Annotated in this window: 25 protein-coding genes; 12 read left to right on the forward strand and 13 right to left on the reverse strand. The window is 68.4% G+C overall.

What is annotated here, in order from left to right:
• Positions 1 to 49: 49 nt before the first annotated feature.
• The 4 genes from QEG98_RS11420 to QEG98_RS11435 form a co-directional block, all read right to left on the reverse strand.
• Positions 50 to 1,765, reverse strand: coding sequence for a B12-binding domain-containing radical SAM protein (locus QEG98_RS11420; RefSeq protein ID WP_316566745.1), 1,716 nt, complete (start codon positions 1,763 to 1,765; stop codon positions 50 to 52).
• A 153-nt stretch (positions 1,766 to 1,918) separates the two neighbouring features.
• A complete protein-coding gene (locus QEG98_RS11425) occupies positions 1,919 to 3,271 on the reverse strand; it encodes a thioredoxin family protein (protein ID WP_316566746.1) in 1,353 nt (450 codons plus the stop codon).
• 174 nt (positions 3,272 to 3,445) lie between these two features.
• Positions 3,446 to 4,807, reverse strand: coding sequence for a PQQ-dependent sugar dehydrogenase (locus tag QEG98_RS11430; RefSeq protein WP_316566747.1), 1,362 nt, complete (start codon positions 4,805 to 4,807; stop codon positions 3,446 to 3,448).
• A 295-nt stretch (positions 4,808 to 5,102) separates the two neighbouring features.
• Positions 5,103 to 5,594, reverse strand: a complete 492-nt coding sequence (locus tag QEG98_RS11435) for a DoxX family protein (protein ID WP_316566748.1) — start codon at positions 5,592 to 5,594, stop codon at positions 5,103 to 5,105.
• Positions 5,595 to 6,049: 455 nt separating this feature from the next.
• Here QEG98_RS11435 and QEG98_RS11440 point away from each other — a divergent pair, with 455 nt between their 5' ends.
• A complete protein-coding gene (locus QEG98_RS11440; protein ID WP_316566749.1) occupies positions 6,050 to 6,388 on the forward strand; it encodes a hypothetical protein in 339 nt (112 codons plus the stop codon).
• Positions 6,385 to 6,561, forward strand: coding sequence for a hypothetical protein (locus tag QEG98_RS11445; RefSeq protein ID WP_316566750.1), 177 nt, complete (start codon positions 6,385 to 6,387; stop codon positions 6,559 to 6,561). Before QEG98_RS11440 ends, QEG98_RS11445 begins: the two co-directional genes overlap by 4 nt.
• On the opposite strand, the gene QEG98_RS11450 is transcribed toward QEG98_RS11445, so the two are convergent.
• Positions 6,558 to 7,331, reverse strand: coding sequence for a hypothetical protein (locus QEG98_RS11450; RefSeq protein WP_316566751.1), 774 nt, complete (start codon positions 7,329 to 7,331; stop codon positions 6,558 to 6,560). The genes QEG98_RS11445 and QEG98_RS11450 overlap by 4 nt on opposite strands.
• Positions 7,332 to 7,591: 260 nt before the next feature.
• Positions 7,592 to 8,581: an alpha/beta hydrolase gene (locus tag QEG98_RS11455; protein ID WP_316566752.1), complete on the reverse strand. Its 990-nt coding sequence runs from the start codon at positions 8,579 to 8,581 to the stop codon at positions 7,592 to 7,594.
• 95 nt (positions 8,582 to 8,676) lie between these two features.
• Between QEG98_RS11455 and QEG98_RS11460 the strand changes: the two genes are divergently transcribed.
• The 5 genes from QEG98_RS11460 to QEG98_RS11480 all read left to right on the forward strand — a co-directional run bounded on the left by QEG98_RS11460 (position 8,677) and on the right by QEG98_RS11480 (position 15,659).
• Positions 8,677 to 8,967 (forward strand): hypothetical protein, encoded by a 291-nt coding sequence (locus QEG98_RS11460; protein WP_316566753.1) that lies wholly within the window; start codon positions 8,677 to 8,679, stop codon positions 8,965 to 8,967.
• Between the two features lie 168 nt (positions 8,968 to 9,135).
• Positions 9,136 to 10,659, forward strand: coding sequence for a hypothetical protein (locus QEG98_RS11465; protein ID WP_316566754.1), 1,524 nt, complete (start codon positions 9,136 to 9,138; stop codon positions 10,657 to 10,659).
• 504 nt (positions 10,660 to 11,163) lie between these two features.
• Entirely contained in the window at positions 11,164 to 12,417 is a 1,254-nt protein-coding gene (locus QEG98_RS11470) for a sigma-70 family RNA polymerase sigma factor (protein WP_316566755.1), read from the forward strand.
• A gap of 31 nt (positions 12,418 to 12,448) precedes the next feature.
• Positions 12,449 to 12,988, forward strand: a complete 540-nt coding sequence (locus QEG98_RS11475) for a hypothetical protein (RefSeq protein WP_316566756.1) — start codon at positions 12,449 to 12,451, stop codon at positions 12,986 to 12,988.
• Between the two features lie 58 nt (positions 12,989 to 13,046).
• On the forward strand, positions 13,047 to 15,659 hold the full coding sequence (locus QEG98_RS11480) for a CHAT domain-containing protein (RefSeq protein WP_316566757.1): 2,613 nt from the start codon (positions 13,047 to 13,049) through the stop codon (positions 15,657 to 15,659).
• Positions 15,660 to 16,005: 346 nt separating this feature from the next.
• On the opposite strand, the gene QEG98_RS11485 is transcribed toward QEG98_RS11480, so the two are convergent.
• On the reverse strand, positions 16,006 to 16,635 hold the full coding sequence (locus QEG98_RS11485; protein ID WP_316566758.1) for a biotin transporter BioY: 630 nt from the start codon (positions 16,633 to 16,635) through the stop codon (positions 16,006 to 16,008).
• Between the two features lie 268 nt (positions 16,636 to 16,903).
• Between QEG98_RS11485 and QEG98_RS11490 the strand changes: the two genes are divergently transcribed.
• On the forward strand, positions 16,904 to 17,371 hold the full coding sequence (locus tag QEG98_RS11490) for a DUF2147 domain-containing protein (protein ID WP_011552285.1): 468 nt from the start codon (positions 16,904 to 16,906) through the stop codon (positions 17,369 to 17,371).
• A gap of 51 nt (positions 17,372 to 17,422) precedes the next feature.
• Here the strand turns inward: QEG98_RS11490 and QEG98_RS11495 are convergent, their stop codons facing one another.
• The 3 genes from QEG98_RS11495 to QEG98_RS11505 form a co-directional block, all read right to left on the reverse strand.
• Complete coding sequence (locus QEG98_RS11495; protein WP_316566759.1) at positions 17,423 to 18,907, reverse strand: ammonia-forming cytochrome c nitrite reductase subunit c552; 1,485 nt, start codon at positions 18,905 to 18,907, stop codon at positions 17,423 to 17,425.
• Positions 18,904 to 19,407 carry a cytochrome c nitrite reductase small subunit gene (gene nrfH / locus QEG98_RS11500; RefSeq protein ID WP_020477575.1) on the reverse strand — a complete coding sequence of 168 codons (504 nt, stop codon included), beginning with the start codon at positions 19,405 to 19,407 and terminating at the stop codon, positions 18,904 to 18,906. Before nrfH ends, QEG98_RS11495 begins: the two co-directional genes overlap by 4 nt.
• A gap of 427 nt (positions 19,408 to 19,834) precedes the next feature.
• Positions 19,835 to 21,016 carry an MFS transporter gene (locus tag QEG98_RS11505; protein WP_316566760.1) on the reverse strand — a complete coding sequence of 394 codons (1,182 nt, stop codon included), beginning with the start codon at positions 21,014 to 21,016 and terminating at the stop codon, positions 19,835 to 19,837.
• Between the two features lie 92 nt (positions 21,017 to 21,108).
• Between QEG98_RS11505 and QEG98_RS11510 the strand changes: the two genes are divergently transcribed.
• Positions 21,109 to 21,876: a helix-turn-helix transcriptional regulator gene (locus tag QEG98_RS11510; protein ID WP_316566761.1), complete on the forward strand. Its 768-nt coding sequence runs from the start codon at positions 21,109 to 21,111 to the stop codon at positions 21,874 to 21,876.
• A gap of 347 nt (positions 21,877 to 22,223) precedes the next feature.
• Here QEG98_RS11510 and QEG98_RS11515 read toward each other — a convergent pair whose 3' ends face one another.
• On the reverse strand, positions 22,224 to 22,391 hold the full coding sequence (locus QEG98_RS11515) for a hypothetical protein (protein WP_316566762.1): 168 nt from the start codon (positions 22,389 to 22,391) through the stop codon (positions 22,224 to 22,226).
• A 349-nt stretch (positions 22,392 to 22,740) separates the two neighbouring features.
• On the opposite strand from QEG98_RS11515, the gene QEG98_RS11520 reads away from it, so the two are divergent.
• Both QEG98_RS11520 and QEG98_RS11525 read left to right on the forward strand, forming a co-directional pair.
• A complete protein-coding gene (locus QEG98_RS11520; RefSeq protein ID WP_316568090.1) occupies positions 22,741 to 24,090 on the forward strand; it encodes a hypothetical protein in 1,350 nt (449 codons plus the stop codon).
• Positions 24,056 to 24,196, forward strand: coding sequence for a hypothetical protein (locus QEG98_RS11525; RefSeq protein WP_268784192.1), 141 nt, complete (start codon positions 24,056 to 24,058; stop codon positions 24,194 to 24,196). Before QEG98_RS11520 ends, QEG98_RS11525 begins: the two co-directional genes overlap by 35 nt.
• Positions 24,197 to 24,290: 94 nt before the next feature.
• On the opposite strand, the gene QEG98_RS11530 is transcribed toward QEG98_RS11525, so the two are convergent.
• Positions 24,291 to 25,076 carry an AraC family transcriptional regulator gene (locus QEG98_RS11530; RefSeq protein WP_090489862.1) on the reverse strand — a complete coding sequence of 262 codons (786 nt, stop codon included), beginning with the start codon at positions 25,074 to 25,076 and terminating at the stop codon, positions 24,291 to 24,293.
• A gap of 70 nt (positions 25,077 to 25,146) precedes the next feature.
• On the opposite strand from QEG98_RS11530, the gene QEG98_RS11535 reads away from it, so the two are divergent.
• Positions 25,147 to 26,082 carry a DMT family transporter gene (locus QEG98_RS11535; RefSeq protein ID WP_090489860.1) on the forward strand — a complete coding sequence of 312 codons (936 nt, stop codon included), beginning with the start codon at positions 25,147 to 25,149 and terminating at the stop codon, positions 26,080 to 26,082.
• Positions 26,083 to 26,209: 127 nt separating this feature from the next.
• Here the strand turns inward: QEG98_RS11535 and QEG98_RS11540 are convergent, their stop codons facing one another.
• A complete protein-coding gene (locus tag QEG98_RS11540; RefSeq protein WP_316566763.1) occupies positions 26,210 to 26,434 on the reverse strand; it encodes a 2OG-Fe(II) oxygenase in 225 nt (74 codons plus the stop codon).
• Positions 26,435 to 26,450: the final 16 nt, after the last annotated feature.

Below are 26,450 nucleotides of genomic sequence, written 5' to 3' on the forward strand. Positions count from 1 at the left end.
TGTCCGGGGCTCGTGAAGTTGCGTGAAGCCGTCCCCTCGGTGCGAAAGTTCACGCCGGCTGGAGGAAGCGTCCGTCCACCAGGTGGTCGATGACCTCTCGCGCGGAATGCGGGTCGAGCCGCGCCTTCGCGCCGAGCTTCGACACGGCGCTGGAGACGGTCGTGGGGTGCTCGAAGGCGGCCAGGGCGGCCAGGAGGATGGCGCCGTCCTCGCCCTGCGTGAGCGTGGGGTCGGAGAACCGTTTCGGGCTGACAGAAGGGGCGCAGCTCATCGTGATGCCATCCACGGAGCGGAGGACCGTCACCGCCTCACCCGCGAGCTTCGCGGGGGCGCGGTGGCTGCCCAGCCACTCCCCCAGGGTGAAGCGCTGGGTCCAGGGAGCGGTGTTGCGCAGCCGCGTCCTGCCCTGGATGGCGACGCTCTTGCGCGAGTCGCGGTGCTTCCAGGCCAGCGCGTCCACCCGGTCGGAGGTGTGCTGGACCGCCGCCTCCAGGCCCGCGTCGCGGAAGCGAATCATCGGCACGGACACGTCACCGGGCTCGCGACGCTCGAAGTAGTCGAGGAACTCCGCGAACGTCTTCGCCTCCGTCACCATGTCGAAGCGCGCGGGGTGCTGCGTCACCAGCGCCCCGGGCTGCGCCTCGAGCCGCTGGTAGCCCACCACGCAGTCCAGGCCGATGATGCGCTCCACGAGCCGCAATTCCTCCGCGAGGGTGGCCTTGCTCGCGAAGGGCAGGCCTCCGATGCCGGAGATTTCGATGTCCAGGTTGGGGTACTTGCGGCAGGCGTCGATGACTTCCAGCAGCTCGCGGTCCTTCGCGCAGGGCTTGAGCAGGCCCCGGCCCATCTGCTCCAGCCGCTGCTGTTCGGAGAAGCAACCGATGTCGATGACCATGTAGACGCGCTGGAACGTCGCGGCCAGCGCCGCCACCAGCTCCACCCGAGGCACGCCCCACAGGAAGTACGTGCAGCAGTGGCGGGAGAGGTCCACGCCCGCCCAGGTGCTGCTCAGGAAACCGGCGGTGCTGCCCGCGAAGTCGTAGCGCATCTGCCACGTCCGCCCGGCAATCTCCTGGTGGTCGCGGCGCACGTTCTCCTCGGCGCGCAGGAAGGGCTTCGCTCGCCCGAAGTCCGCCTTCTGGTTGCCTCGCGCCCCGCCGCAATACAGGCAGTTCTCACCGCACCCCTTGCCGGGCGCGACCCAGCCGGAGAACGAGTGCTGGTCCATCTGGCTGAGGAAGATGTCGTTGAAGTGCGAATAATAGATGTCGTCCGTGTTCGTGGCGCGCTGCACGTACTCCAGCGGCAGCCGGCGCGGACGGCCGTCCGGACTCCTCGTCACGACGTTGGGCGGCGCCTCCTCGCCGTTGCACAGCGCCAGCAGCGGCACCTCGCCGTCGCCCAGCACGATGTGGTCGATGCTGTCGTAGCCGCTCAGCTCCTTCCACCAGTACGAAGCGGAGTTGCCTCCCACGACGATGCGGATGGAGGGGTCGAGCCGCCGCACTGTCCTCGCGATGAGCAGCGCGCGGTCCACGTGGTGGAACCACTTGAGGCTGATGCCCACGAGCTTCGGGCGTACGCGGCGCAGGAGGCTCTCGAAGGTGCGTGTCACCTCGGCTTCGGTCTCATCCCCGTCGTACAGCCGCACGAAGGCCTCGATGCCGCCGCGCCGCAGGTAGCCCGCCAGGTACAGGATGCCGCACGTGGCCTCCCCCGTTCCCGCACCGACGAGGAGGACTGGAGAGAGGACACGACCACCCATGCGACGGACACCGGCCTTTCAGGAGACGGCGGGCAGCGTAGGCGAAACAGGCCAGGCTCGGGCGAAATGGTGGGGCCCGTCCGCCTGGCTGCCCGTCCCAGCCCGTAAGGCGGAGCCCTCAGCGCCGAGTCATGGCGGCCTTTCGTTCGCCGTTCACTTCGGCGCCGCACCGTTGCTCGCGCGAAGCCTCGCGAGGGTTCGCTCGAGGACCTTTCGCTGGAGATGGTCCTGGGGAATGCCTGGCGTCCGGGCCATCTCGCTCAAGGCCTCGGTCAGCAGCCGCTCCGCGTGTGCCCGCTCGCCATGTGCCATGAGGATGCGCGCATGGCCCGCGAGCACGGTGCCTCGGGAGACGCCCCTGGCCAGGGCCAGGGCCCGCTTGCTCGCCGTCAGCGCCTCATCCTTCCTCCCGGCCATCAGGTACAGCGTCGCGAGCCGGGCTGGCGGGTTGTAGTCCCCGGGCAGCTCCCGCTCGCTGCGCTCCAAGAGGGGAATGGCGGCGTCCGGCTGGTCCAACAGCGCGGTGGCCATCACCCGATGCGAATCGAGCGCCGCGCGCTCCTCGGCCCCGTTCGCGTGAGTGGCCTGGAGCTGGAGGAACGCCCACCAGGTCCGCGCCTGATCGCGCAGCCCGGCTTCGTCCCCGGTCGCCTCACGGGCTTCGCATGCAAGCTCGTAGAGCGACGAGCGTTGAAGCGGAGTCAGCGCGGTCTCGGGAGCACCCAGGGCCCGGTTTGCCTCCTCGGCGAACTGGCCTCGCACCGCTCGCGCCTCCTCGGTGTTCGTGTCCAGCGCGCAGCCCATGCCCACGTACAGCAGCCGCGTGCGATCATCCACGCGCGAGAGCTTCGGCAGCTCCCTCGCGGCCACCCGCATGCAGTCCGCGGAGGCGCCCGTGGTGGCCAGCGACTTGCTCCAGGACACGAGGGCGCCCGCGCGGCGCGCGTCCTTGGGGGCCAACTGCTCCAGGGCCCGCTGATAGGCCACCGCGGCTTCGCCGTGCTGACCGGAGAGGGCGAGCGCATCCGCCCGGACCAGCGCCTCCGTGCCCAGGCGGCCTTGCTGGAAGGTCCGCTCGGATTGCTCGAGCAAGCCCATGAATTGGGGGAGGGACACCGCACCCAACGAGCGCGCGAGGACGGCGCCGTGTTCCGGCTCCAGGACGAAGAAGGTGGGCCACGTGTCCACCGGGTATCGCTGGAGGAAGGCCATGCTGGTGTCGGCGTCCGTGTCCACCGCGAGCCAGACGAAGCGGTCCGCCCACTCATCCAGGGCGGGGGACGTCAGCACCGTGGCGCGCATGGACCGGCACGACTGGCACCAGGGGGCCCAGGCCTCCACGAGGACGGGCCGCCGCCCCTCCCGCCCCGCCCGGAGCGCTCCCTCCCAGTCATTCTCCAGGAAGACGGGCCCTGCCTTCGCGGGCAGGGCGCGCCGCGGGGCCGCAGGAGGCGTCGCGCACCCCCAGAGCAGCAGCAGGGCGCCGACGGCGAGTCTCATCGTCATGAATTCTCCGGGGTTGCGGGCTCGACGCGGGCCCCAGACACCCCGGGGGCTGGTGTGGTTCCGGAATGCGGACGGATTGGACGGAGAGGGGGCGGGTTGAAGCCGCAGCTCCGCGCCCCCCGAGGACCGAGTCGCTCGGGGAGCGTGGAGCGCATGCCGTGGCCGGCGGTGACTTCAGCGCGGCGTGACCTTGAGCAGCTTTCCGTTGGTGGCGTCGGTGAGCAGGTAGAGGGCTCCGTCGGGGCCCTGCACCACCTCGCGGATGCGCACGCCCAGGTCCTTGAGGAGATGCTCCTCGCCCACCACGCGGTCATTCCGCATCATGAGCCGCACCAGCGCCTGGCTGGACAGGCCTCCGATGAAGATGTTGTTCCGCCATTCGGGGAACAGGGTCCCCGAGTAGATGGTCATCCCCGAGGGAGAAATGACCGGGTCCCAGTAGTACACGGGCTGCTCCATGCCTGGGCCCCGAGGGCTCTCGTGGATGGGCGCGCCGGAGTACTCCTCGCCATACCCGATGGTGGGCCAGCCGTAGTCCTTGCCGGCCTCGGGGCGGTTGAGCTCGTCACCTCCGCGCGGTCCCATTTCGACCGTCCACAGCCGGTTCTGGCTGTCGAGCGCCGCCGACAGGACGTTGCGGTGGCCCACCGACCAGATTTCCGGCTTCGCCCCCTCGGTGTTCACGTAGGGGTTGTCCTGGGGCACGGAGCCGTCGGGATAGATGCGGACCACCTTGCCGAAGTGGCTGTTCACGTCCCGCGCCTGCACCCGGCCCGCGAGGATGGAGCGCTCCCCGAGCGTGACGAACAGCTTGCCGTCGGGGGTGAACACCATCCGTCCCCCCGAGTGCAGCGTCGACTCGAGCGTGGGCATCATGCGGAAGATGACCTGGACGTCCTCCACGCGAGGCTGTGCACCGTCCACGAGTTTCGCACGCGCCACCGCGAGCCCGTTGCCGCCCTGGCGCGGCTCGGAATAGGTCCAGTAGATGAGCTGGCTCTGCGCGTAGTCGGGGCCGACCTCCACGTCGAGCAGGCCCCCCTGGCCACGGCCATCCACGGCGGGCAGCCCCGCGACGGCGGGGGACTTCGCGCCCTGCGGCGTGACGATGTAGAGCGAGCCGGTGGGCTTCTCCGTCACCAGCATGCGCTGATCGGGCAGGAAGGCGATGGCCCAGGGATTCCTGAAGCCCGAGGCAATCTCGGTGACCTGGATGGGCGTCTGCGTCTGGATGGCTGGGACGCGTGTCTGCCCGGGGAAGGCCGGATCGAACTCGGGCACGTTGGGCGGGCCCTGCGGGACCGGAGGGCCGGTGGGAAGCGGATCTTCTGGCGGAACACCCGCGTCGTCCGGCGGAACGCCCGCGTCATCTGGTGGGACGCCCGCGTCATCTGGCGGGACGCCCGAATCTTCCGGCGGGACGCCCGAGTCCTGCTGCGGGACGCCCGAGTCTTGGGGCGTTGGCGTGGGGTCTGGGGCCTGGCTGCAGCCAGTTAGGAGGGCGGCGACGATGAGGGGCATTGACAGGGTTCGCATGCGACTCTCTCCTGGGGGGATAGAACGGAATTGAACATCGCGTGCCTGGAGTCGAGTGGAAAGCCCGCGCTTCATCCGGCGGCCGGGCCGTGCCGGACATCGGACAGAGGCTCGCCTCTCGAGCGGAGCTCAGCACGCCATCGCCAATCGCTGTGCAGCGAGGCACCAATTGTATGGAGTGGCCGTAATATCCCGTTCACAGCGAAGAGGAGGAGACCCGGCTTCCTGCCTCACGAGCCCAGGGACCGTTCTTCTCTCGGAGCCAGGCAGTCAGGGGCCCGGCGGGAAGAGCGGGCTACGGTTCCGCGCCAGGGCGGCCTGAAGACTTTGGCGACGTGGCCCGGCCCGGAAGGACGGCGCGCAGCCGCGCGTCGCGCAGCCAGAGCCCCAGCCAGAGCAGCGTCGCGACGTAGACGGGGAAGAGCATGTGGGAGAAGAGCGGGTTGCCGACCCGGACATGGGTGGCGACCGCGCCTCCGAGATAGCCCGTCCACAGGATGGCCCCCAGCACCGAGAGCCGCGGAATGAGATACACCGCCAGGCACACCAACTGAACGATTCCCAATCCGAAGAGCACGCTCACGGGGTAGCCGAGCTCCACCGTTCCCTGCTGCGCCTCCGGAATCTGGAGCAATTTCCCGGTGGCATCGAACAGCAGGAAGAGGACGGCGATGCCGCTCAGGACGCGTCCCGTCCACAGGGCCTTCTTCGAGGAGGACTGCGTGCCCGGCAGCAGGCCGGGTGCCGGGGCGGTGTGCTGGAGTTCGGTGTGGGTCGCCGTGGTCATGGGGTTCTCCGTGAAGCGGTTTTGAGGGTTGGACCGCCATGGCCGCCGAAAATCATCGGTCGGTCGGAAAAAAGATCGCGGGCCCTCCGCGCCAGACTGACCGCGGCTCAGTTTGGTGGGCTGGGTGCAGGGGCAGGCCCCCCTCTTTTCAGCGCGCTTCTGGCCGGAGCGCGATCATCCATTGCTGTGCAGTGGGACTTCCCAGCGGGTGCAGGCACGAACGTCACGCGCAGCCGTCAACCCGACGAAGCCTGCGGTGTGGTTTCCGCCGGACATGGCGTCGCCAAGTTGAAGTCCCATGTGAGGCTGAAGCTCGTCACGACGCGGCACTCCTACCCGTCGATAGACAGCCTCAAGCGGGGGCTTCGCGGCGTTGGGATATTCATACGTGGATGGCTTTTCACCCCCTGACCCGCAGTGTCCAGACGCGGGGGCGAGGTCTAGGATGCGGCGCCATGGGAATGTTCGTCATCGGGGCTTTCTTTCTGGCGCTCTTTGGCGGGGGCGTGCTTGGGGTCGTGTCACTCCTCATCCACCTGTTCGCGGTGCGAAAGGGGCGCGGCTCGTGGAAGTGGTTCCTGCTGATTTCCGGAGCCGCCACGGTGGTGGTGGGCGTATCCGCCTATCTGTGGATGTTCAGTGGGCCCAAAGCGTCGGGCGCACCGACAGGGGACGACTACGAGCGGATCATCCTGGGGGCAGCGCTCCTGGGTGGCTCGCCTGGGGTCGGGCTGCTCGCCGGACTGCTGACCTTGCTCAAGGGCAACGCACCCGCCCCCGTCTCGCCGGCATGAGGGCGCCTGACAACGGGCCCATGCCGCACGCGGGGGCCTCAGAAGGCGAGACGCGCTACGGCATGGGCTTCTTCCCCTACTGCGCCTCGGTGGGCGTCATGCGAGGCGCATGGTACGAGCGTCAGCGCCGCGACATGGTCTCGCCTTGCGACGTCCGGAGCCGTCGTCGCTAGTAGGTGCCCCAGCGTGAAGGCAGGGGGCCACTCCACTGCGACCGAGTCCCGGGTGTCGTCAGCGGCGAGTCTCCGGCGATGCGCATGACGTTGGCGTCCGCGTTCATGTTGGACCAGTCCACAGCGATGTTGCGGCAGTACCGGTCACGGGCGAACCCGGTCTGGAGGTCATGCACACAAGGCGTCGGGTCCCAGACCCGGTCTGCCTGCAGGCGCTGGACCGCGGCGACGATGTTGGACGGCATCTCCCCGGAGGCTCGAACGAATGGAACGCCGTCAATGGGAGTGCCATCCGACGCGAAGAGTTCGAAGACCTTGCCGGAGTAGCTCAGCGAGCCCGGCATGCTGAAGTCCCATGCCCCGGCGGTGAAGGGGGCGGCCTGGCCACAGGAGGCCGGGTTCCCAGGGGCATCCGTGCAGGCGCCGCGAAGGTGGAGGACCAACACCGCGCCTGTCTCCACCGTGTAGCCCTGGGGGAAGGTGAAGGTGAAGTCGGAGTTGGTGAGCTCCTTGAGGGAGATGCCCGTCAGTGAGCCGCCGGTGACGGCCACCAGCTCGATGAGCTCCTGCTGGACGTACGGGTTGATCTCCGTGATGCGCAGCGAAGCCTCCGGCACGGAGCTCCCAGCATCCGTGCCCGAGTCCGGAGCGCCGGCATCGCCCGAGCCTGCGTCCACGCCACCGTCATCCGAGCCCGGGTCCGGGGCCGTTGAACCCGCGTCCACCCCGGAGTCTTCCGTTCCCGCGTCGACGGTTCCCGCGTCGGGCAAGGCGGCCTGAACGCAAGTCTCCTCCACACAGATGATGTCCGGTCCACGGGACGCGCAGTCGCGGTTCTCCGTGCATTCGGAAGAGGAACAGGCGGAGAGGACCGGGAGCAGGGCGAAGACCAGGACTCGTGGGACGCGGTGCGCATGGAACATGGGGGAAATTCCTGGAAGCAAGAGGGGGAGCTGTAGGGCAACGATGACGGAGTGGCAGGCGCCTCAGATACACGGCCCGCCAGCAGCCCGTTGAGCCAACTTCATTTTCATGACGGAGAACACGGGCTCATGGCGCCGCGGGCGAACATCCGTGCAATCCACGCGTCGCGTGCCGCGATGCATGCGCGCGCCAGGTCGGACTGCGGGGCGATGTCATAGAATCCATGGAAGGCTCCGCCCCAGACGTGCAGCTCGCACTCACCGCCCGCCGCCAGGATTCCGCGGGCATAGGCGACAGCTTCGTCTCGAAACGTCTCCGCTCCTCCGACGTCGATGAAGGTGGGCGGCAGTCTGCTCAAGTCCGATGCTCGCGCGGGCGCGGAATACGGAGACACCTCGGGCCCTCCGCAGCGGTCTCCTAGCACGGCTCTCCAGGCGGTCAGGTTGCTGGTGCGGTCCCAGACGCCGACGCCATCGTATCGGTGTGCGGATTCCGTCTCGTTCCGGTCATCCAGCATCGGGCATTGCAGAAGTTGGCCCAGCAGCCGAGGGCCCTGCCGGTCCCGAGCCAGAAGCGTGGTGCCGGCCGCGAGCCCTCCGCCGCCGCTCCCGCCGAAGATGACCAGCTGATTCGGATCAAACCGGAGCATGTCAGCATGCGCTGCCATCCACGCCAGCCCGGCGTAGCAGTCCTCCACCAGGGTGGGCGCTGGATGCTCGGGCGCCAGCCGGTACTCGACGGTGACACAGACCGCATCATGGCGGAGCGCCCATTCCACGAGCGGCTTCGCCCCCGCGAAGCGGGTGCCCATCACCATGCCGCCGCCATGGATGTGATAGACGGCGGGACCGGGAACCGAGTGCCCTTGCCGGGCAATGACGGAGACCACGATTTCGGCGCCCTGGTATCCGGGGATGCTGTAGTCAACGCAGCTGACCTGCGCGTCGCCCATCAGCGTTTCCCGGGTCACATGGCTCAACCGGCGGAAGTGCTCGAGCTGCTCCAACGTCATCTGCAAGGGCACATACCCCTTCAGCGGCGGGAGGAGGGGGGCCAGTTGTGGATCGAAGTCCGTCGATGAGGTCGGGTGAGTCATGCGCGTTCCATACCGGATGGGTGTGACACCCGCAAAGCGGCTGTCAGGCAACTGGCGGATGGGCACGCCCGCGTGGTGCTCCCTACTGTCCCCACATGCGTGCGTTGCGAGTGCTACTGGCGTTCACGGTGGGGTGTAACGCCCCGATGCCTCACCCCATTACGGCGCAGGGCGCTCCTCCCGATGTCGGCGATACGTATGAAGCCTGTGGCTGCGGCTGTTGCCCGATGGCGGGGCCGGTGTACGAGTGCCTCTACTGGACCCAAGGAGACAGCCTGCAGGCTGTCATCGCCAAGGACAAGGCGATGAAGGACGGACCGTTTTGCAAGGGTACCGGCAAGCGCCCGGGATGCTCATTGGGGACGATGTACAGGTACTGCGACTGAATGCACCTGTCCGTCGGCTCGATGCGCTCAATGAACACCTTCACCAGGAAGTCCACGCAGGGCGGGCCAGCGCCGGCAGATGCGATTTCTTGAGAGAGGGCCTATCGCCCCCCGGCCCGGCCTCTTAATCCACCCGAGGCAATGAGAGCGCATTCGCCCGGGGGATTCGTGACGAGCATTGGTGAGCGTCTTTCTTCTGTCTCCGCGCCCAAGGTCCGGACCGTGGCGGACCTGAGCTCCGCCCGCGCGTTCGTGGACCTGCTCGGCTCGGTGATTCCGGCCCAGCGTGCCGCGCCGGTCGCGGCTGCCCGCCACTACAACATCGAGTCCCTGGGCCCTTCCAACGCCATGCAGCAGGCGGCCCATGCGAGGGAGGTGCTCCCCTCTCTGCTGGGCCTGCTGACCGATGAGCGCATGGCGCGCTGCATCGACGAGGCCTACCGGGAAATCTTCCAGGGCGACCGGTGGCCGCGCGGACCGGAGCGGACCAAGTGGCTGGGCTTCGCGCGTGAGCTTCGCGCCAACGACCCCCAAATCACCGCCGAGCAGGTCCGCGCCGCCATCGCGAACGAGCTGCGGCTCGAACGGGACGGGCTGGATGTCGCGACGGTCGAGAACATCGACCTGTACATCTCCGGAGCCATCGGCTGGGTGACCTGGTGCTACGAGGGGGCGTCGCGCGACGCCACCGAAGAAGACATGCACCATTGGCGCGCCTTCGCCGCCGAGAAGAAGCGGGAGAACCCAGATATCCAGCCGGACGCACTCAAGTACGCCATTATCGACGCGGTGCGGGCGAAGGTGATGAAGATGGACTCGACGGCACCGGAGAACGTCGACAAATTCATCGATGACGCCGTGAAGTGGGTCACGCTCTGCTACCAGGGCAAGGAGCGTCATGCCTCCCCAGCGGAGATGACGTACTGGCGCGCCTTCGCGGCGGAGAAGCTGCGGGAGGACCCGGAGATGTCTCCCGTGGCGCTCAAGTACGCCATCACCGATACCCTCCGCGCGAAGATGACAGGCACGGACTCCGCGTCGCCCGCGAACATCGAACGGTTCATCGAAGACGCCATCGGGTGGGTCTCGAAGTGTTACGAGGGCAAGACGCGCCACGCCTCTCCGGCGGAGATGGCGCACTGGCGTGCCTTCGCCACCGCGAAGCTCGCCGAGAACCCGAAGATGACGCCGGAAGAGCTCAGGCACGCCATCACCGACGCCATCCGGGCGCAGGCGCTGGGGGTGGACACCCTGTCTCCCGCGAACATCGATGGCTTCATCATGGAGGCCATCGGCTGGGTATCGCTGTGCTACCTGGGAGCGTCCCGCGCCCCCACGGACGAGGAGATGCAGTCCTGGCGCGCCTTCTCGGCGGAGAATCGGCGGGAGAACCCGGACATCACTCCGGAGGAGCTCAAGTACGCCATCCGGGATGCGGTGCGTAACGAGCTGACGGGCATGAGCAAGCCCGCGGCGCTCAACATCGAGCGCTTCATCCGGGAGGCCTACGAATTCATGTTCCACGCCTACCGGGGGATGCCGGCGAACATGAAGCGCGAGCCGACGCCGCGAGAGTTGCACGAGTGGCAGCAGTTCGCCCGGGCCCGACTCCGGGAGGAGCCGAAGCTGTCGAGCGAGGAACTCAACTCCTACCTGCTCGACAGCCTGCGAACGGCGCTGGCCAACCAGTGACGGAGGCCGCTGCCTCGCGACCAGCGGTCTTCGTCCTCCTCGCGGGGCTGTCCGCGTCAGAAGTCCCTGTTGGTGCCGGTGCGCATGGCGGGGCCGCGGCCCGGTGGGTTTGCCACTCCAGGCGATACCACCGGGCCTTGCCGTAGCGCCCGACCCTGACGCCCTCGCCGGAAATCGTACGGGTGAAGTGAGGGTAAAAAATCCCGCCCTCCGTTCGGGTGGCAAGACGCCCACGACGGCCCGTTCCAATGCCACGCTTACTTGGGGACCCGACTCCGCCATGCGCCGGATGCGCCTCACCGACGCCGACATGCGGCTGCGCATCATCGTCTGGGATGCAGCCCTGCCGTAGTCGTCCGGCCTCCCTGAATCGCGGAGTGCATCGCCTTCCAGGGGGCGCCTCATGTTTGCCACCTCACTTGCCGCGGGAGGGACCTTTCGATGACCATGAATGCACCTCGGAGGAACTTCCACGTGGAGCCACGACACAGGCCGGCACAGGCCATGGTCTCTCTCCCCTCGGACGTGCTGGAGCGGCTGCGAGAGGACCTGGCCCGTGCGGTGGCCCGGGTGTGTCCGCCCCGGATGGCCGATCGCCGCGATGACCTGGTGCAGACGGCCATGATGCGCGTCATGGAGTTGCAGCGGCGCGAGCCGGACCGCAGCCGGTTGACCTCAGCTTACCTGTACCGCGTCGCATACACGGCGCTGGTGGACGAGTTGCGCAACGTCTCACGCCGCCGTGAGGTCCAACTGGAAGAGGTGGATTCGCTGCCCGATCCGCCGGTGGCATCGGGCGACCCGGAGAAGGCCGCGGGCGGCTCCCAGATTGCCCAGGCCGTGCGCGACTGTCTGCGCAAGCTGGTGCAGGACCGCCGGCTGGCGGTGACGCTGTTCCTGCAAGGCCACAGCGTGCCGGAGTCCGCGCGGCTGTTGGGCTGGGACGACAAGCGCACCGAGAACCTCACCTACCGCGGCCCTGGCCGCGCTGCGCCTGTGCCTCTCCACGAAGGGATTCGAGCCGTGAGCGAGCGAGGACACGACGAGACGAAGCCCGATGATGCCACCGTCGAACGTCTGCGCGCTGCCGTGCGTGCCGAGGACCCGGTGGAGCGCGCGGAGGCGCCGGTGGATGCGGACCTCGTCTGGCGCGCGGTGAGCGGCGAGCTGCCCGCCGAGGAGCGCCGCGCGGTCGTCGAGCGTGTGGCGGCGGACCCGGCCTGGGCGGCGGCCTGGCGGCTCGCGAATGAACTGACGCGCTCCGCCGCGGAGGCCGCGCCTCCCGTGGAGCCTCTGGCGGACAGTTCGCGCACCCGACGCCGAGACGGTGACGCGCGGCAGAAGCGCCGCTTCCGCTTCGCGTGGAGCCAGCCCTTGTGGGGTGTGGCGGCGACCGCGGCCCTGGCCCTCATCGTCGTGGGCGTGGTGATGCGGGATGAGCCCGAAGTGCCGCGACTGCGTGGCGGCGATACGGCGGCGGTCGTCTCCCAGGTGCCAGAGGCGGTGCCTCTCAAGCGCGACGCCTGTGTGCTGCGCTGGAGCGGCGGTCCCGAGGGAACCCGTTGGTCGGTGCGGTTGTCCACGGAGGACCTGAGTTGGGTCCACCGCGTGGACTCGCTGGAGACGCGTGAGTACCGGGTGCCCGCCGAGGTGCTGGCGCCATTGCAACCGGGAACGACGTTGCTGTGGCAGGTGGAAGCGCGGTTGCCGGACGGGCAGGTGCTTCGCGGCGCCACGTTCGTCAACCGGTTGGAGTGAAGCGCGCGGTCCGAAGTCCAAGGTGGACCTCATGAGAACGGAGCTGGGCATGAAGACACGGCGGTGGATGCGAGCAGGGCTGGTGGCGCTCCTGATGGGAGTGGCCGGTGGGGCAGGGCAGGCCTGGAGCCAGCCGGCTCCTGTCACCCGTGCGGTGAAGACGGCCTTCAGCTACGGCGAGCCGCGCGACCTGGTGGTGGCCTCGGTGGTGGAGACGGGCGTCCGCACGGGCCAAAGCCAGACCGTGACCCTCCAGCTCCTCGACCACTCCGGTGTCGTCGTCGCGGAGACCACGGGGGTGGTGGACCAGGAGACGCCCCTGCGCCTGACCTACCGGACCCCCTCCGAGGCCCCGGTGTTCGCGCGCGCCATCGCCACGGTGAGCGCGGAAACCCTCTCCGCGGCGGCGGTGACGGTGGAGCGTTGGTCCATTGTGGAGCCTGCCTCCTGGACTGGAGCCCTCGTTTGCTATTTCGAGCTGGTTCCGATGCCCAGGCCTCCGCCTCCTCCCCCCGGGCCGGTGACGCTCAAGTGCGAGCCCGTCGACCCGCCGCCTCCGCCCACTCGCTGACGTGCCGCTCCGGACGCACCGGTCCGAATGCAGCAACAGCAGGCTCCTCTCCTTCCTGATGGGGGCCATTCTCTCGGTGTGTCCGGCCCTGGCCTTCTCCGCGGCGTCAGGCCGCCCCCAGCCTCCTTCGCTCGAGTCGTGCCGGGCGCGCTTCGCCTCGCAGCCAGAGGGCCGCGAGGCGGCGATGTGCTTCTACCAGTGTGCCCAGGTCACTTCCGCTCGTGACGCTGTGGTGCGCGAGCTGACGGCCTTGATGGAGCGTCACCCGGAGCATGGCTGGCTGCCCCTGGTGCTCGGGCATGTCGGGATGCTGTCCAGCGGCAAGGAGGCGGAAGGTCCCTATCTTCGCGCGGCGCAGACGTTCCGCCGGCTCCAGGATGCGGAGGGCGAGGTGCTGGCGGCCATCAACCTGCGCGCCATCCTCCTGGCTCAAGGACGAACCGAGGAGGCCTGGGATTGGACGCGGCGCGTGGTGGAGGTGGCGAGCGCCTCCGGCCGGCCGGAGCTCCACGCACGCGCGCTCATCGTCGAGGCCAGCCAGCTTTATGAGGTGGAGCTCGACCTGGGCCGGGCCTTCCGTGTGCTCAAACGCGCCGAGCCGCTCGTCTTCCCGGACGGCGCGGAAGGGCTGAAGAAGCAGTACCTGTCCGTCATGAGCACGGTGAGCGAGCGGCTGGGCCGGTTGGAAGAGGCCTCGGACGTCAATGCCCGGCTGGTGGAGTTGACCCGGAGCACTGGCGACCTCTTCCTGGAAGCGCATGCGCGCTTCACGCTCGCCAACGTCGCGCTGCGGCGGCTCGAGCGTGACCATGTGCCGGCGGACCGGGCGCGAGCGTTGGAGTTGGCGCGGCAGGCCATGGCCGCCGCGGAGAGGGCGGGGAACCCAACGCTGGTGGCCCGGGCGGTGCGTCTCACGGCGGACCTGTTGGGAGACACCCCGGAGGAGCGCCGTGAGGCGGACGCGCTCCTGGAGCGCTGCATGGCGCTCGCGGAGTCGCTGGATTCGGACGAGCGGCGGCTGGCGTGTCTCTGGACGCGCGCGGAGCGGCGGGCAGGCGTGGACCCGGCCGGAGCCATTCAGGACTCGGAGGCGTCACTGCGACTGGTCTCCGAAGGAAGCGACCCGCTGTTCCATGCGCTGGCCCTTCGAGGCCGCAGCACGGTGGCGTACCGGACACAGTCTCTGCCCCAGGCACTGGCGCATGCCGAGCGCGCCCTGGACGCGCTGGAGGCCCTGCGCCAGACGCAAAGTGACGCCTCCAGCCAGGCGGAGCTGTTCGCGACGTGGGCCCGCGACTACCACCGGCTCGCGGGGTGGACGTTGGAGGCTGGCGGGGCGACGGGCAAGCCCGCCACGCTTCCCTTCAGGGAGGCTGTGTCGCGGGCCTTCGCCGTGAGCGAACGGCTCCGGGCGAGGTCGCTGCTCGATGCCCTGGTCGCCTTCCGAGCACGCGCGGACTCCGGGGACACGCCCGAGCGCCGGGCGCAGCGAAGTGAGGTGCAATCGCGGCTGGTGGGGGTCCAACGCCAGCTCTTGGACCCGTCGCTGACGAGCGCTGGACGCGAGGCGGCCCTGAATGAACTCCAGGCGTTGGAGCACCGCGAGCGGGACCTGCGCCCAGCGCCTCACAAGCGTGTGCAGGAGTTCGCCTCACTGGCGTCCGTGGAGTCGGGGCTGAAGGAGGACGAAGCGCTGCTGGTCTTCCTCGTGGGGGACGACGAGGACCTCTCCGGAACGTCGGCGGGGGGGGCGTGGCTGTTCGTGGTGACACGGGTGGGAACCCACGTCCATCGCATCCCCGAGCGCACGCGGCTCGCGGCGGCGGCCACGTTGTTCTCCGGGCTCGTCGAGCGCAGGGATGACTCCGAGCGCGGCGCGGCGGTGGCGCTGTATGCGCAGCTGCTCGGCCCGGCGCTCGCGGGGTTGCCACCCACGGTTCGGCGGCTGCTGTTGGTTCCGGACGGGCCGTTGCATGACCTGCCCTTCGCCGCGCTGCGGGAGCGTCGGGATGGGCCACCCCTGGTCGCTCGCTACGAACTGGCCCTGGTGCCCTCGGCGAGCTTGTGGCGGCACTGGCACGGGGAGGCCCCGTTCACGCCTGTCGGTGAGGCGCTGGTGCTGGCGGACCCTGAGTGGGGCCTGGGACAGGGAGGGGCGCGGCCTGTGGCGCGCTCTCGGGCTGGAATCTTCGACGAGGCCGCGCAGCTCGGCGCGCTGCCCGAGGCTCGTCGCGAAGGGCTCGGGGTGGAGCGGGAGCTTCGAAACACCCGCGTCGTCCCCCGGCTGTTGGTGGGCACGGAAGCCTCTGAGCGCGCGCTCAAGAGCGCGGACCTGTCTCATGTCCGGGTGCTGCACATGGCGGCGCACGCCGTGGTGGACGCCGAAGCGCCGGAGCGCTCCGCGCTCGTGCTCGCCCCGGGCGCGGAGGACGAGGACGGCATTCTCCAGCCGCGCGAAATCATCCAGCTGCATCTCGATGGCGCGCTGGTGGTGCTGTCCGCGTGCCGCAGCGCCTCCGGAGCGGTGCTGCCGGGAGAGGGCGTACTGAGCCTCGCGCGGGCGTTCTTCGAGGCGGGAACGAGCGCGGTGGTGGCCAGCTTGTGGCCGTTGCGCGACGAGGAAGCGGCGGACCTGGTGGAGCATTTCTACCGGCACCGGCCAGGGGCTTGAGTGTCTCCGCGGCGCTGCGGGCCGCACAGCTCGAGGCCATCGACTCGGGTCTTCCACCCGCGGCCTGGGCCGGGCTGGTGGTGCTCGGCGACGCCGCGCTGGTGGCCGCCGCGCCTCGCGAGGAGGGTGCGCCCATGGTGTCTGGGCTGGCTGGGGCGCTTGGCATTGCCGCGGCGCTTCTCGGGCTCCTCGCGTTGCGGCGCGGGGGCCGTTCAAGCACCGAACCGTCCACGCCAGTGAGGCGCGCGGGAGATGCCCGAGGTCACCGATTCAGCGGTCGATGAGTTCGCTGGCCGCCTTCTTCACCTGCGCGTCGGCGACGAAGCACGGGACCGACGTCAATGCGTCAGACCTTGCGCGGCCCCACCATCCGCCACGCGAGGGGCAGTAGCACGGCGGCGATGGCGGCCTTGAGGAGCCCTCCAGGAAGGAAGGGTGTGAAGCCGACGCCAACGGCCTTGGCCACGCCGAGCCGGGCTGACAGGACGAGCCAGGGCAGGCCGACCGCGAAGACGGCCAGCTGCCCCACGGCAAAGAGCGGCAGCGCGGTCCACGGCCGCCGGTCGAATCCACGCTGTGCCGCGAGCCCCACCAGGAAGGCGGCTGGAACGAAGCCGACCAGGTAGCCACCGGTTGCCCCCAGGATGCGTTCCAGGCCGCTGGCGCCCTCCGCGAAGAACGGCAGGCCCACCGCGCCCATCAGGAGGTACAGGAGCTGCGCGGCCATGCCTCGCACGGGGCCGAGCGCCGCGGCAGCGACGATGACGCCCAGGGACTGACCCGTGATGGGAACAGGTGAACCTGGTACCGATATTGAGACCTGCGCGAGCCCCCGGTGAGCAGCGCGCCGCCGAGCACGAGCGCCACGTCGTGGGCCCGGGAACGCGCGAGCGTATCGGCGAGCACGTGGGGGCGGGGGCGGGCAGTGGCGGCGAGCGTCAGGCGGAGCCTCCAGAATCGGACACCGCGAGGACACGGCGCGCCGCTGGGGTACACGCTCATGTCTCGAGGTGCAACGCCGGAGAAACCCGCATTCCTCCGTCGAGTCTGCTCCTGGGCGCGCCTGGGCGACTTCGATAACACCGCGATGAGACAGTCATGACGCGAGGCGGCACGTTTGAGCGGCGCACCGCGTGCCAGGAAGGGCTGCGTGCCAGCGCGGTGGTGGAGTACAAACGAAGTGATGCGGGGCTTGGACGCATGGTGCCTCCTGCGTGAGCCCCCGCGCGGAAGGACACCACGACATGAACGCAACCCGCTGGTTTGGACTCGCTTCCCTGACCCTGCTGCTGGCCTCGAACGCCTTCGCCGAGGACAAGGCCCCCGCCGCGACCAATGCCGCCGTCGGCCGGTGGACGACCATCGATGACGAGACGAAGAAGCCCAAGTCCGTCATCGCCATCTACGAGGAGAACGGCAAGCTGTACGGGAAGATCGAGAAGCTCTTCCGCGAGCCCAAGGAAGAGCAGAACCCGCTCTGCGACAAGTGCGAGGGCTCGCTGAAGAACCAGCCCATCATCGGAATGACCATCCTTCGCGACCTGAAGAAGGATGATGACGAGTGGTCCGGCGGGAGCATCCTCGACCCGGCGAATGGCAAGACCTACAAGTGCAAGGTTGCCGTCGAGGATGGCGGCAAGAAGCTGAAGGTCCGCGGCTACGTCGGCATGTCGCTGCTGGGCCGCACCCAGTACTGGGTGCGCGCCGAGTAGCCGCTTTGGCGGATGGCGGAAGCGGGCACCTCCCGCTTCCGCTCGCTGTGCCTACTTCGAGCCCTGCTGGGTCTCACCCGCCCCATCCGCGGACACGGGCGTCAGCGGTGCCGGAGCGCCTTGAGGCCGCGTGGTGGGGCTGGTGGAGGCGCCACCACCGGGCCGCAGCGCGTTCTGTCCCAGGCGCGAGAAGTTGATGGAGTTGCTCAGGATGCGCACCGCCTCCTGGTCCGCGTGGAAGCCCATGGAGTTCTCCGCCTCCACGAAGTCGAGGTAGAACTGGGCACGCTTCTGCATGTCGCGCGCCTTGGCGAGCGCCTCCTCGGGCAGCCCCGCCTTCTGGGCGGACTCGAGGTCGTGGATGAGGTCCACCAGCGCGTCCATGGCGATGTTCCGCGTCTCGAAGGTGCGCGTCTGGATGGTCTCCGCGCGCTGGAGCAGCTCCGCCTCGCTCCACTTGTGGCACGTCTGGCACGCGCGGTTGATGTTCAGCAGGGGGCTGCGCACCTGGTGGTCGCTGACCTTCATCGCCCCCTCGCGCATGAACGGCATGTGGCAGTCCGCGCAGGCCACGCCGCTCTTCGCGTGGATGCCCTGATTGTACATCTCGAACTCGGGGTGCTGCGCCTTCAGCACCTTGGCGCCCGTGAGCTCGTGCGTCCAGTCGGAGTGCCCGTCCTCGTCGTAGTAGGCCATGATCTGATCGATGTTGATGCCCTTGGCCCAGGGGTACGTGAGGCGCTTCTCCTTGCCCTTGAAGTAGTACTCGACGTGGCACTGCCCGCACACGTACGTGCGCATCTCCTGGCGCGTCGCGTCCTGATTCACCCGGAAGTTGGGAACGCCCTGGCTGGCCTTGAGCGCGGCGATGCCCTCGATGAAGCCAGGCCGCGTCACGCGCAACTGCATCGTGGTGGGGTCGTGGCAGTCGATGCATGAGACGGGGTGCTCCACCAGCTTGCGCGCCTCCATGAAGGGCATCTGGTTCATCTTCTCGAAGCCCTTGATGAGGTCGCCGTCGCCGAGCTTCTTGTAGGGCACGTACACGCTGGCGTGGCAGTGGATGCAGGTGCCCGGCTGCTGCGTCACGTGCTGGCGCTCGGTGTAGACCTGGTCGTCCAGCATGTGCGCGTGGCCGCGCTCCTCGCGGAAGTCGGTGGCGAAGGCGTAGCCGCTCCACATCGTCACCAGCCGTGGGTCCTCCTCGAGCCGGCTCTGCGCGACGACGGTGCGTGGGTCCGCCTGGGACGGCGTGCGTGCCACGGCTTCACTGCCGCCATAGCGGGTGCGCTTCTGGTCCACCGTGCGCTTGTAGCTGTCGTACTGCAGTGGGAAGTTCCGCCCCCACACCTCCGGGTCGGTGATGGTGTCGTCCAGCTCCACCACCCGGTAGAAGGGATTCTTCGCCTCCTGCTTGCGCTCCATGATGTTGACCAGGAGTGCGGTGACGCCAGCGGCGGCCAGGGCGGCGGCCACCGCCACGGCAATCACCAGCTTGACGCCGCTGAAGCGCCGTTGCTTCTCGGGCTCGGTCATCGTTCAACCTCCTGATGGATGAGTTCGGGGTTCCCGGAGCCTTCGGGGTGCCCCACGGAGTTGTGGCAAGTGAGGCACTGCAACGAGTCCGCGTGGGGCGTTTCGATGCTCTCCACGAGGCTGGCGTGGCAGTTCCGGCATGCGCTCTCCGTCACTTGCCGGTTGGCGGGACGGATGCGGATGGGGTCCGGGAAGGTGCCGGTGGTGAAGTAGAAGGAGTGCCAGAAGCCGTTGCTCGCCTTGTTGAGGTACTTGGGCACCAGCGCCGCCGGCGTGTGACAGTCGTTACAGGTGGCCACCGCGTGGTGGCTGCTCTTGCGCCAGCCATCGTACTGCTCGGTCATGATGTGGCAGTTGGCGCAGGCGGCTGGATCGTCATGCAGGTAGGCCGCGCCCTTCGCGTACGCGAAGGTGTAGCCACCGATGCCAATGGCCGAGCCCAGGGCGAGCCCCAGGGCCACTGCCAGGAGTGTGCGGGAGGCCGAGGACACGCGGAACACCGTATCAACGGTTGCTCAAACGGCCAGCCCCATCTCGCAATCGCGTGCGAATTTCCACGCCGTTTGGGAGGCCGGAGTCGGGTCACGAAATTCTTGCGCCCATGTGAGAGGGTGCGCAGCATTTGCGTCGCGAAACACGTGCGGTGAAACCTCTGGACCCAAGGCACGGGCCCGGAGGTTCACGCTCCACAGGGCAGTCCAACGCAATGACAGCCTGCGTGCGCTCGGCCAGGACAACCCCGAATACCTCCGAGAGGAAACCCCGCACCTGCTCTTCGTCGATGGCCACCTTGCGCTTCCTGGTGGCCGTCCTTCTGCCCAGGCGCCAGCTCCCTCGCACATGGCGGCTAGGCAGGCGCTGGCTGATCCACTTGCTAGACGAGGGGATCCCTCAGCCCCGACCCCCTCCTGACGAACTACACAGGATTCAGGACGTGCCCCCCGGCGGCGATTCCTCACTCAACGCCCCTCTGCGCGTCATTGGCCGGACGCTGACGATCGCCGCCAGCAGCGCGCAGACGGCCAAGGCAAAATCCAGGCGCTGGCCGTAGCCGGCAATCACCAGTCCCGCGCCGAGGAGGTTGTAGTAGAAGAGACTCAGGATTGCGCCAGCAGTCCCGAACCGATCAGCATAGGCTCGCAGGGCGATGGCCAGCACATTGGGGATCGCGACGGCATAGGCGGACGAGATCAGCGTCACGCCGATCAGGAAGGCCAGGCTCTGCGGCAGAAGCGCGGTGAGCAGGATGACGAGCGCGGTCCCCGCCCCCAGGAGGAGGACGCCGAGCGAGATCAGCGCTTCCGCCGTCCAACCGCGGCGCAACAGGGCACGGTTCATCAGCGCCCCCGCCAGCGCACCGGCGGCGAGCAGGAAACCGCTCTGGCCGAATGAGAGCCAGGGGTTCTCCAACCCGGCAAAGAGGAAGGGGCCAAGCTGGTACCAGGCGAAGATCGCGGCATTGAATGCGGCGATCAGCAGGGTACAGCGCCAAATGCCGGGATCGCGGAGCATGACGCGGAAGGTGGGCCAGAATGGGGCGACAGACAAAGTAGCGGGGCGGGTTTCAGGCCAGCGCCAGAGACTCAACCCGAGCATGGACGCCGCAAGCAGTCCGAGGGCCGCGAAGACGCCACTGTGACCGGCCTTGGCCGCGAGCAGTTGGCCTGCGAAGAGGCCCACCGCCGGGCTGATAGCCAGCGCCAGCCCAAGCACCGCGAAGACCCGGCCCAGCTCCGGCCCGGCATGGCTATCGCGTAGCGCGGTCTGGGTAACGATCGATCCAACCGCCGCCCCGAAGGCGGAAATAAGCCGTGCGGCCAGCAAATGTGAGAAATCACTGGCGACCATGGCCCACGCCGCACCCGCCGCATAAAGCGCAAGGCCCGCAAGCAGCGCCGGGCGGCGGCCCCACAGATCGGAGAGTCGGCCCCAGGCCACCACGCCGAAAGCGAAGGCTGCGAACCAGAGTGACAGCGTCTGGCCCGTCTCGGCTGGGGTGACGCGATAGGCCGTAGCGATCAGCGGCAGGGCCGGGCTGTAGATGGTTTCAACGATCTGCGGAAAGCTCAGGAGCAGAATGGCGAGCAGGAACGGCGGACGGGGGGACATGGCAACCTCAACGACGATTCGCCATCACGTCTAGCCGTTCGGGCCTCCGCGTATTACAAACGGAAAGACAATTTCCATCGGAAATCGGACAAGTGCCCTGGCTAGCGCCCAGCGACCCTTTCGACCCCGACCAGCAGGCGGCGCCGGTCAGCGGCATCGCCTCGCTGCTGGTGCGCCACGATTCCGGCCTGCACAGCCATCAAAGAGGGCAGCTCCTCTTCGCCTACGCCGGCTCGATCCGCATTGCGCTACCCGGCATGATTTCGATGCTGCCGCCGATCCGGGTGGCATGGATTCCGCCGGCGACCGCGCATCGCGTGTTGATCCGCGGTGAGGTGGAATATCGCTCGATCTATCTCGACACGTCCCGCATCGCGCCCCCGGCCGAGGGGCCGGCGATCCTGTCGATGACACCGCTTCTGCGTGAGGTGTTCGAACGGATCAGCCATGCGCCCTTCGAGACCGACTGGAACAAGGGGGCTGCGGCGAACCTGCTGGCGGTCTGCCTTGATGAGCTGCGGACGGCCCGGCGCGAGCCGATGCTCTTGCCGGTGCCGGGCGATCCGCGGCTCTCGCGGCTCAACCTTGACGAATTGCCGCCCGAACTCTCTGGGCTCGCGAACCTGGTGGGAGCCAGCGCTCGCACGATCACTCGCATCTTCCGGCGCGAGACCGGTATGAGTTACCAGGCTTGGCGGCAGAGCTGGCGGCTTCTGCGGGCGGTGGATTTGCTGGCCTCGGGAGAGAACGTGAGCGGGGTGGCCTTCGATTTGGGCTTCGCCAGCGACAGCGCCTTTATCGCCTTTTTCCGCCAGATGACCGGCGAAACGCCAAGGCGGTATCTGCGCGGCAGGACATGACCACATCGAAAGCCAAAGCATGCTCAGTTTCGAGGGTTCTCGTCGTGGGGGGCGAAGATGTCACCCGCCAACTTGCCACGGCGGAGGCATACGCGCCCTGAGCGAACGGCCTCTCTGAAGGTGGCATCCCTCCACCGCTGGGCGCTGACGGCAAGCCGAGGCCGGTCAGGTGCGGGAGCGTCGCTTCGGTAGACAGGTTGGCTACGCTGCCTGCTTCCGCCCCTCAGCCGTTCGCTCGTACTCCACAGGGCCTTCCACTGGCAGCGCTGAAGGTGGGCACCGCGCCTCGTGTGGCATTCGAGGCGCGGTGCTTCGTCGAGACGAGCTGTTGACCCGGGCGGGACGGGCTATTGCGGGTCCCACCCGGCGTTCATCGTCATCCGGCCCAGCGCGCGCACGGTGACGTAGGGCACGAAGCCCGCGGCGCGTAAGCGGGTGTATGCATCCGCGACGTGCGCGGATTGCGTGGCGTAGTCGGTGGACTGGTGCCTGGCCACCAGCTTCGGCGAGGCCACGGCCCAGGAGCTGCTGGACACCTACGGCCGGCGCTTCACCACGGAGGAGACGTTCCGGGATGTGAAGGACCTCCAATTCGGAATGGGTCTGAAGGAGGTGCGCGTGAAGACGCCGGAGCGCAGGGACAGGCTGCTGCTCATCCGAGGGGATGCCTCAGGGAATTCCCCGCACCGGCAAGCATCATCCTGGCACCGGCGCCGACAGGCCCGTCATGACAGGAATGTCACGGCAACCCCGACGATGAGGCCAAGGGTGTGTCGGAAACCCTTGAAAACACCGGGGGTCTGGGTTGGCGCGGTCGTTGCTGATGCGGGGGCCCTGTCTACCCACCCCAAGGAGCAACGCCCCATGCAGAACTCCAGGTCCTGGCTCGCGGCCGTCGCGGCTGTCGCATTCGTCACGACGGGCTGTGATTCCGATGAAGCTCCCGACGCGAAGAAGGTCGCTGACATCGCCGCCTCCCGGTCGGCGGAGACGCTGCGAGGTGTCAGCAGCAGCATGAAGACCGTGAGCAGCCTGTCGACGCTCAATGGCCTGGATGACGCGATGGCGTTGTTCGGTGCGGGCTTCGAGGGTGTGCCGCTTCCGGGGCGGCAGGCGGGCGACGAAGGCGAGGCGCTGTCCGCCTTGTTCGACGCGGATGAAGTGGACGCGCAGGCGGACGAGCTGGAGCGGTTCCTGCGCGAGCGCGTCTTCACCGAGGCCAACGTGGAGTCCACGGAGGACAACGCCACCGTCTTCCGCTTGAAGGGCGAGCAGATCTGCACGGACGGCAGAGAGCCTGCGGACGCGGACTGTGTCCGCTTCGTGGATGATGCGCAGCTGCGCGTTCGCGCGACGAACCTGGGGGACGACTCCCTGGAGCTGGAGTTGCTCATCGGCGCGAAGCGCGCGGAGCCGCTGGCGCTGCGCTTCCTGCCGAAGACCGTCTCGCTGGTGGTGGACCTGGGCGGCTTGAAGGGTGCGGTGGAACAGCTCGACGCCGAATCGGCCGGGTTCCTGCCGAAGGTGATGGTGGGGCAGGTCGAGTTCAAGGTGACGAAGGAGGGCGAGTCGCACTGGATTGTCAGCGCCTCCATCCTGGACGCGTTGCGGCTGGAGCTGGCGCTGGAGGGGAGCACCTTCGCGTTCTCCTCCGCGCGGGCCACGCCGCTCGTGGCGTTCGAGGCGGACGGTCAGGCGAAGCGCGCGCGCTTCTCGCTGGACCTCAACACCACGGAGGTTCGCCTTCCCTACGCGGGGTTGGCGCCGGCGCTGCGTGGCAAGGATTGGACGGTGTCCCTGGCCGGCATCTCGTACTCCGTCGAGGCGACGGAGAACCAGACGGACTTCGTGGTGAAGAACCTGGGCCTTGGCGACGCGCAGACCCACCTGAGCCTGGGGAACGACAAGCTCTTCGCGCTGGACCTCAATGAGCAGTCGGGTCGGCACTTCGACGTGACGCTGACGCGCGGGGCGGACGGCGCGCCGCTGCTGAAGGTGCAGCCGGAGTTCGACCTGGTGACGCGCTTCTACCTGGCGCCGCTGAAGGCGGACCCCGCGTCGGAGATTCCCGCGGCGTATGAGGATGCGACCTATCGGCTGCGTCTCAGCGGGGGCGCGGGGGCCGAGCCTGCGCGCGGCGCCCGCCAACAGCGCCACGGGCTTCAAGGGCGGCCTGCAGGTGGTGACGGGCGAGCTGCTGCTGTCCGCGAATGACTCGCAGGTCGTCGTCGCCCAGGGGCAGTGCCTGGTGGGTGCGGAGCCGGCTTCAGAGAACGACGCTTCGCTGTTGTCGTACCTGCGGCAGGGCAGCTGCGAGTAGTCCTTCAACTCTTCGATGCCGCACGTGAGGGCCGCGCCCATTCCAAGGGGGCGCGGCCCTCGTTTTTTCAGCGCGTTGCTCCAGGAGTAGCCCCTCACGAGGCCACGAAGCCGTGGCCCCGGACCTTGTCCGGCGTGGTGCCTGTCATCCGCCGGAACATCGCGATGAAGGCGGAGGCGCTGCTGTAGCCCAGGTCGAGCGCGATGGCCTCCACGGAGTGGCCCTGCTCCAGCCTCGCGAGCGCCTTGACCACGCGCAGCCGCTGGCGCCACTCGCTGAACGACAGCCCCAGATGCTGCTGACAGCGCCGCTCCAGCGTCCGCTCCGTGGTGTGCAGCACCCGCGCCCACTCGGCCAGGGAGCGCTCATCCTCCGGGTGCTGCTCGAGCGCCGTGAGGACCGGCTCCAGGAGCGAGTCATCGGACATGGGCAGGTAGCTCCCATGGGTGGGGGCCAGCGTCAGCTGGTCGATGAGCACCCGGAACAGCCGGCGCTCGGCGCTCGTGCGAGGCTGCGCCAGCTCATGCGCACGGAGGTGCTCCAGCAATGACTTCACCAGTGGGCTCACCGCCAGCGCGCACGTCGTCTTGGGCATGCCCCGGCACCACGCCTGCGCGAGGTAGAGCGAGCAGTGGCTCGCCTCGGAGCGGTTCATGCCCCGGTGCTCTACGTCGGGTGGAAGCCAGATGCCGTACTGCGGTGGCGCCAGGTAGTGGCTGCCAGCCAGCTTGAGTTCCATCACCCCGCTGAACGCGTAGACGAACTCACCCCAGGGGTGCCGATGCCGGGGGTACGTCGCCGCGGCAGGCAGGCTCGCCGTCCGGAAATACACGGGGTGTGGAAGGTTTGTGGTGAAAGGAACCTGGAGCTGCTTCGCCATGGCGCCTTCTCGGGATGGGTTGTCGGAATCTCGCTATATCAATCAGCCCCGCCATGCGCAGGATGTCCGCATGAGTTCTCACCGGAAACCCGCGGACGGCTTCGCGCTCGCGAGCATGCTCGCGTTGTGCGCCATCTGGGGCATGCAGCAGGTGGCCGTCAAGCTGGCGGCTCCCCACATCCCCTCCATGATGCAGATGGCGGTGCGCTCGGGTGTGGGCGCGCTGCTCGTGGGACTGTTGTGCTGGGTGCGCGGCGAACGAGGGCTCTTGCGCCGTGGCCCCTGGCGTCCAGGGCTCGTGGTGGGCGCGCTCTTCGCGCTGGAGTTCCTCTTCGTCGGCGAGGGGCTGCGCCACACCCACGCGTCACACATGGGCGTCTTCCTCTACACCGCGCCCATCTTCGCGGCCCTGGGCCTGCACTGGCTCGTGCCTGCCGAGCGGCTGCGGCGGACGCAGTGGTTGGGCATCGCCGTGGCTTTCGCGGGCATCGCGCTGGCCTTTGGTGGTGGCTGGCTCCAAGGCGACATCAGCCCGGGCGTGCTCTGGGGCGACGCGCTGGGGCTGCTGGCAGGACTCGCCTGGGGCGCCACCACCGTGGCCATTCGTGTGACGGCGCTGTCTGATGCGCCCCCGACCCAGACGCTCCTCTACCAACTGGTGGGCGGCGTCGCGCTCCTGCTGCCGGTGGCCCTGCTCACCGGTCAGGCCGGCCCGATTTCAATGGCGCCCATTGCCTGGGCAAGTCTGTTGTTTCAGGGCGTCATCGTCTGCTTCGCCAGCTACCTCACCTGGTTCTGGCTCCTGCGCCGCTATCTTGCCTCCAACCTGTCGGTCTTCTCCTTCATGACGCCGCTGTTTGGCGTCAGCGCGGGCATCCTGGTGCTGAATGAGCAGGCGGATGGCTTCTTCGCCGTGGGGGCCGTGTTGGTGCTCACCGGGATTCTCATCGTCAGCGGTTCGAGCCTGCTTCGGCATCAGCCCGCGCTGAAGACGGGGACGACCTGAGCCTCCCGCGCCGGGGGGCACGGACTCCCCGGGGCGGAGGCCGCAGCCTGGCTGCTGCGCGTTGCACCAGGCACCACTCAAGTTCATGGGCATGGCGCCCGTGCCAAACTGGAGAGGGTTGATAGGGTCATGAGGCCGGGCGCCGATACATGAGGTCGGTGCGCAGCGCGTACTTGCGGCCCTGGGTGACGGTGGCGCCCTCGTGAAGCAAGCGGTGATTGAAGAGCAGCGCGCTGCCCGTGCGCGGCGTCACGGAGTGCCCAAGCGCCAGGAAGTTCGTCGCGCCTCCGCCCGGACATTCATTGAGGTAGGCCATGAAGGTGAGGAGGCTCCGCTCGTCGCGAGTCCTCACGAAGGCGCCGTCGAAA

The organism is Myxococcus sp. MxC21-1 (assembly GCF_032612255.1).
Taxonomy (GTDB): domain Bacteria; phylum Myxococcota; class Myxococcia; order Myxococcales; family Myxococcaceae; genus Myxococcus; species Myxococcus virescens.

Bases quoted from the DNA above. Each gene is read 5' to 3' on its own strand.
- QEG98_RS11420 (WP_316566745.1), bottom strand. From the start codon at position 1,765: ATGGGTGGTCGTGTCCTCTCTCCAGTCCTCCTCGTCGGTGCGGGAACG.
- QEG98_RS11425 (WP_316566746.1), bottom strand. From the start codon at position 3,271: ATGACGATGAGACTCGCCGTCGGCGCCCTGCTGCTGCTCTGGGGGTGC.
- QEG98_RS11430 (WP_316566747.1), bottom strand. From the start codon at position 4,807: ATGCGAACCCTGTCAATGCCCCTCATCGTCGCCGCCCTCCTAACTGGC.
- QEG98_RS11435 (WP_316566748.1), bottom strand. From the start codon at position 5,594: ATGACCACGGCGACCCACACCGAACTCCAGCACACCGCCCCGGCACCC.
- QEG98_RS11440 (WP_316566749.1), top strand. From the start codon at position 6,050: ATGGGAATGTTCGTCATCGGGGCTTTCTTTCTGGCGCTCTTTGGCGGG.
- QEG98_RS11445 (WP_316566750.1), top strand. From the start codon at position 6,385: ATGAGGGCGCCTGACAACGGGCCCATGCCGCACGCGGGGGCCTCAGAA.
- QEG98_RS11455 (WP_316566752.1), bottom strand. From the start codon at position 8,581: ATGACTCACCCGACCTCATCGACGGACTTCGATCCACAACTGGCCCCC.
- QEG98_RS11460 (WP_316566753.1), top strand. From the start codon at position 8,677: ATGCGTGCGTTGCGAGTGCTACTGGCGTTCACGGTGGGGTGTAACGCC.
- QEG98_RS11470 (WP_316566755.1), top strand. From the start codon at position 11,164: ATGGTCTCTCTCCCCTCGGACGTGCTGGAGCGGCTGCGAGAGGACCTG.
- QEG98_RS11475 (WP_316566756.1), top strand. From the start codon at position 12,449: ATGAGAACGGAGCTGGGCATGAAGACACGGCGGTGGATGCGAGCAGGG.
- QEG98_RS11480 (WP_316566757.1), top strand. From the start codon at position 13,047: ATGGGGGCCATTCTCTCGGTGTGTCCGGCCCTGGCCTTCTCCGCGGCG.
- QEG98_RS11490 (WP_011552285.1), top strand. From the start codon at position 16,904: ATGAACGCAACCCGCTGGTTTGGACTCGCTTCCCTGACCCTGCTGCTG.
- QEG98_RS11495 (WP_316566759.1), bottom strand. From the start codon at position 18,907: ATGACCGAGCCCGAGAAGCAACGGCGCTTCAGCGGCGTCAAGCTGGTG.
- QEG98_RS11505 (WP_316566760.1), bottom strand. From the start codon at position 21,016: ATGTCCCCCCGTCCGCCGTTCCTGCTCGCCATTCTGCTCCTGAGCTTT.
- QEG98_RS11520 (WP_316568090.1), top strand. From the start codon at position 22,741: ATGCAGAACTCCAGGTCCTGGCTCGCGGCCGTCGCGGCTGTCGCATTC.
- QEG98_RS11530 (WP_090489862.1), bottom strand. From the start codon at position 25,076: ATGGCGAAGCAGCTCCAGGTTCCTTTCACCACAAACCTTCCACACCCC.
- QEG98_RS11535 (WP_090489860.1), top strand. From the start codon at position 25,147: ATGAGTTCTCACCGGAAACCCGCGGACGGCTTCGCGCTCGCGAGCATG.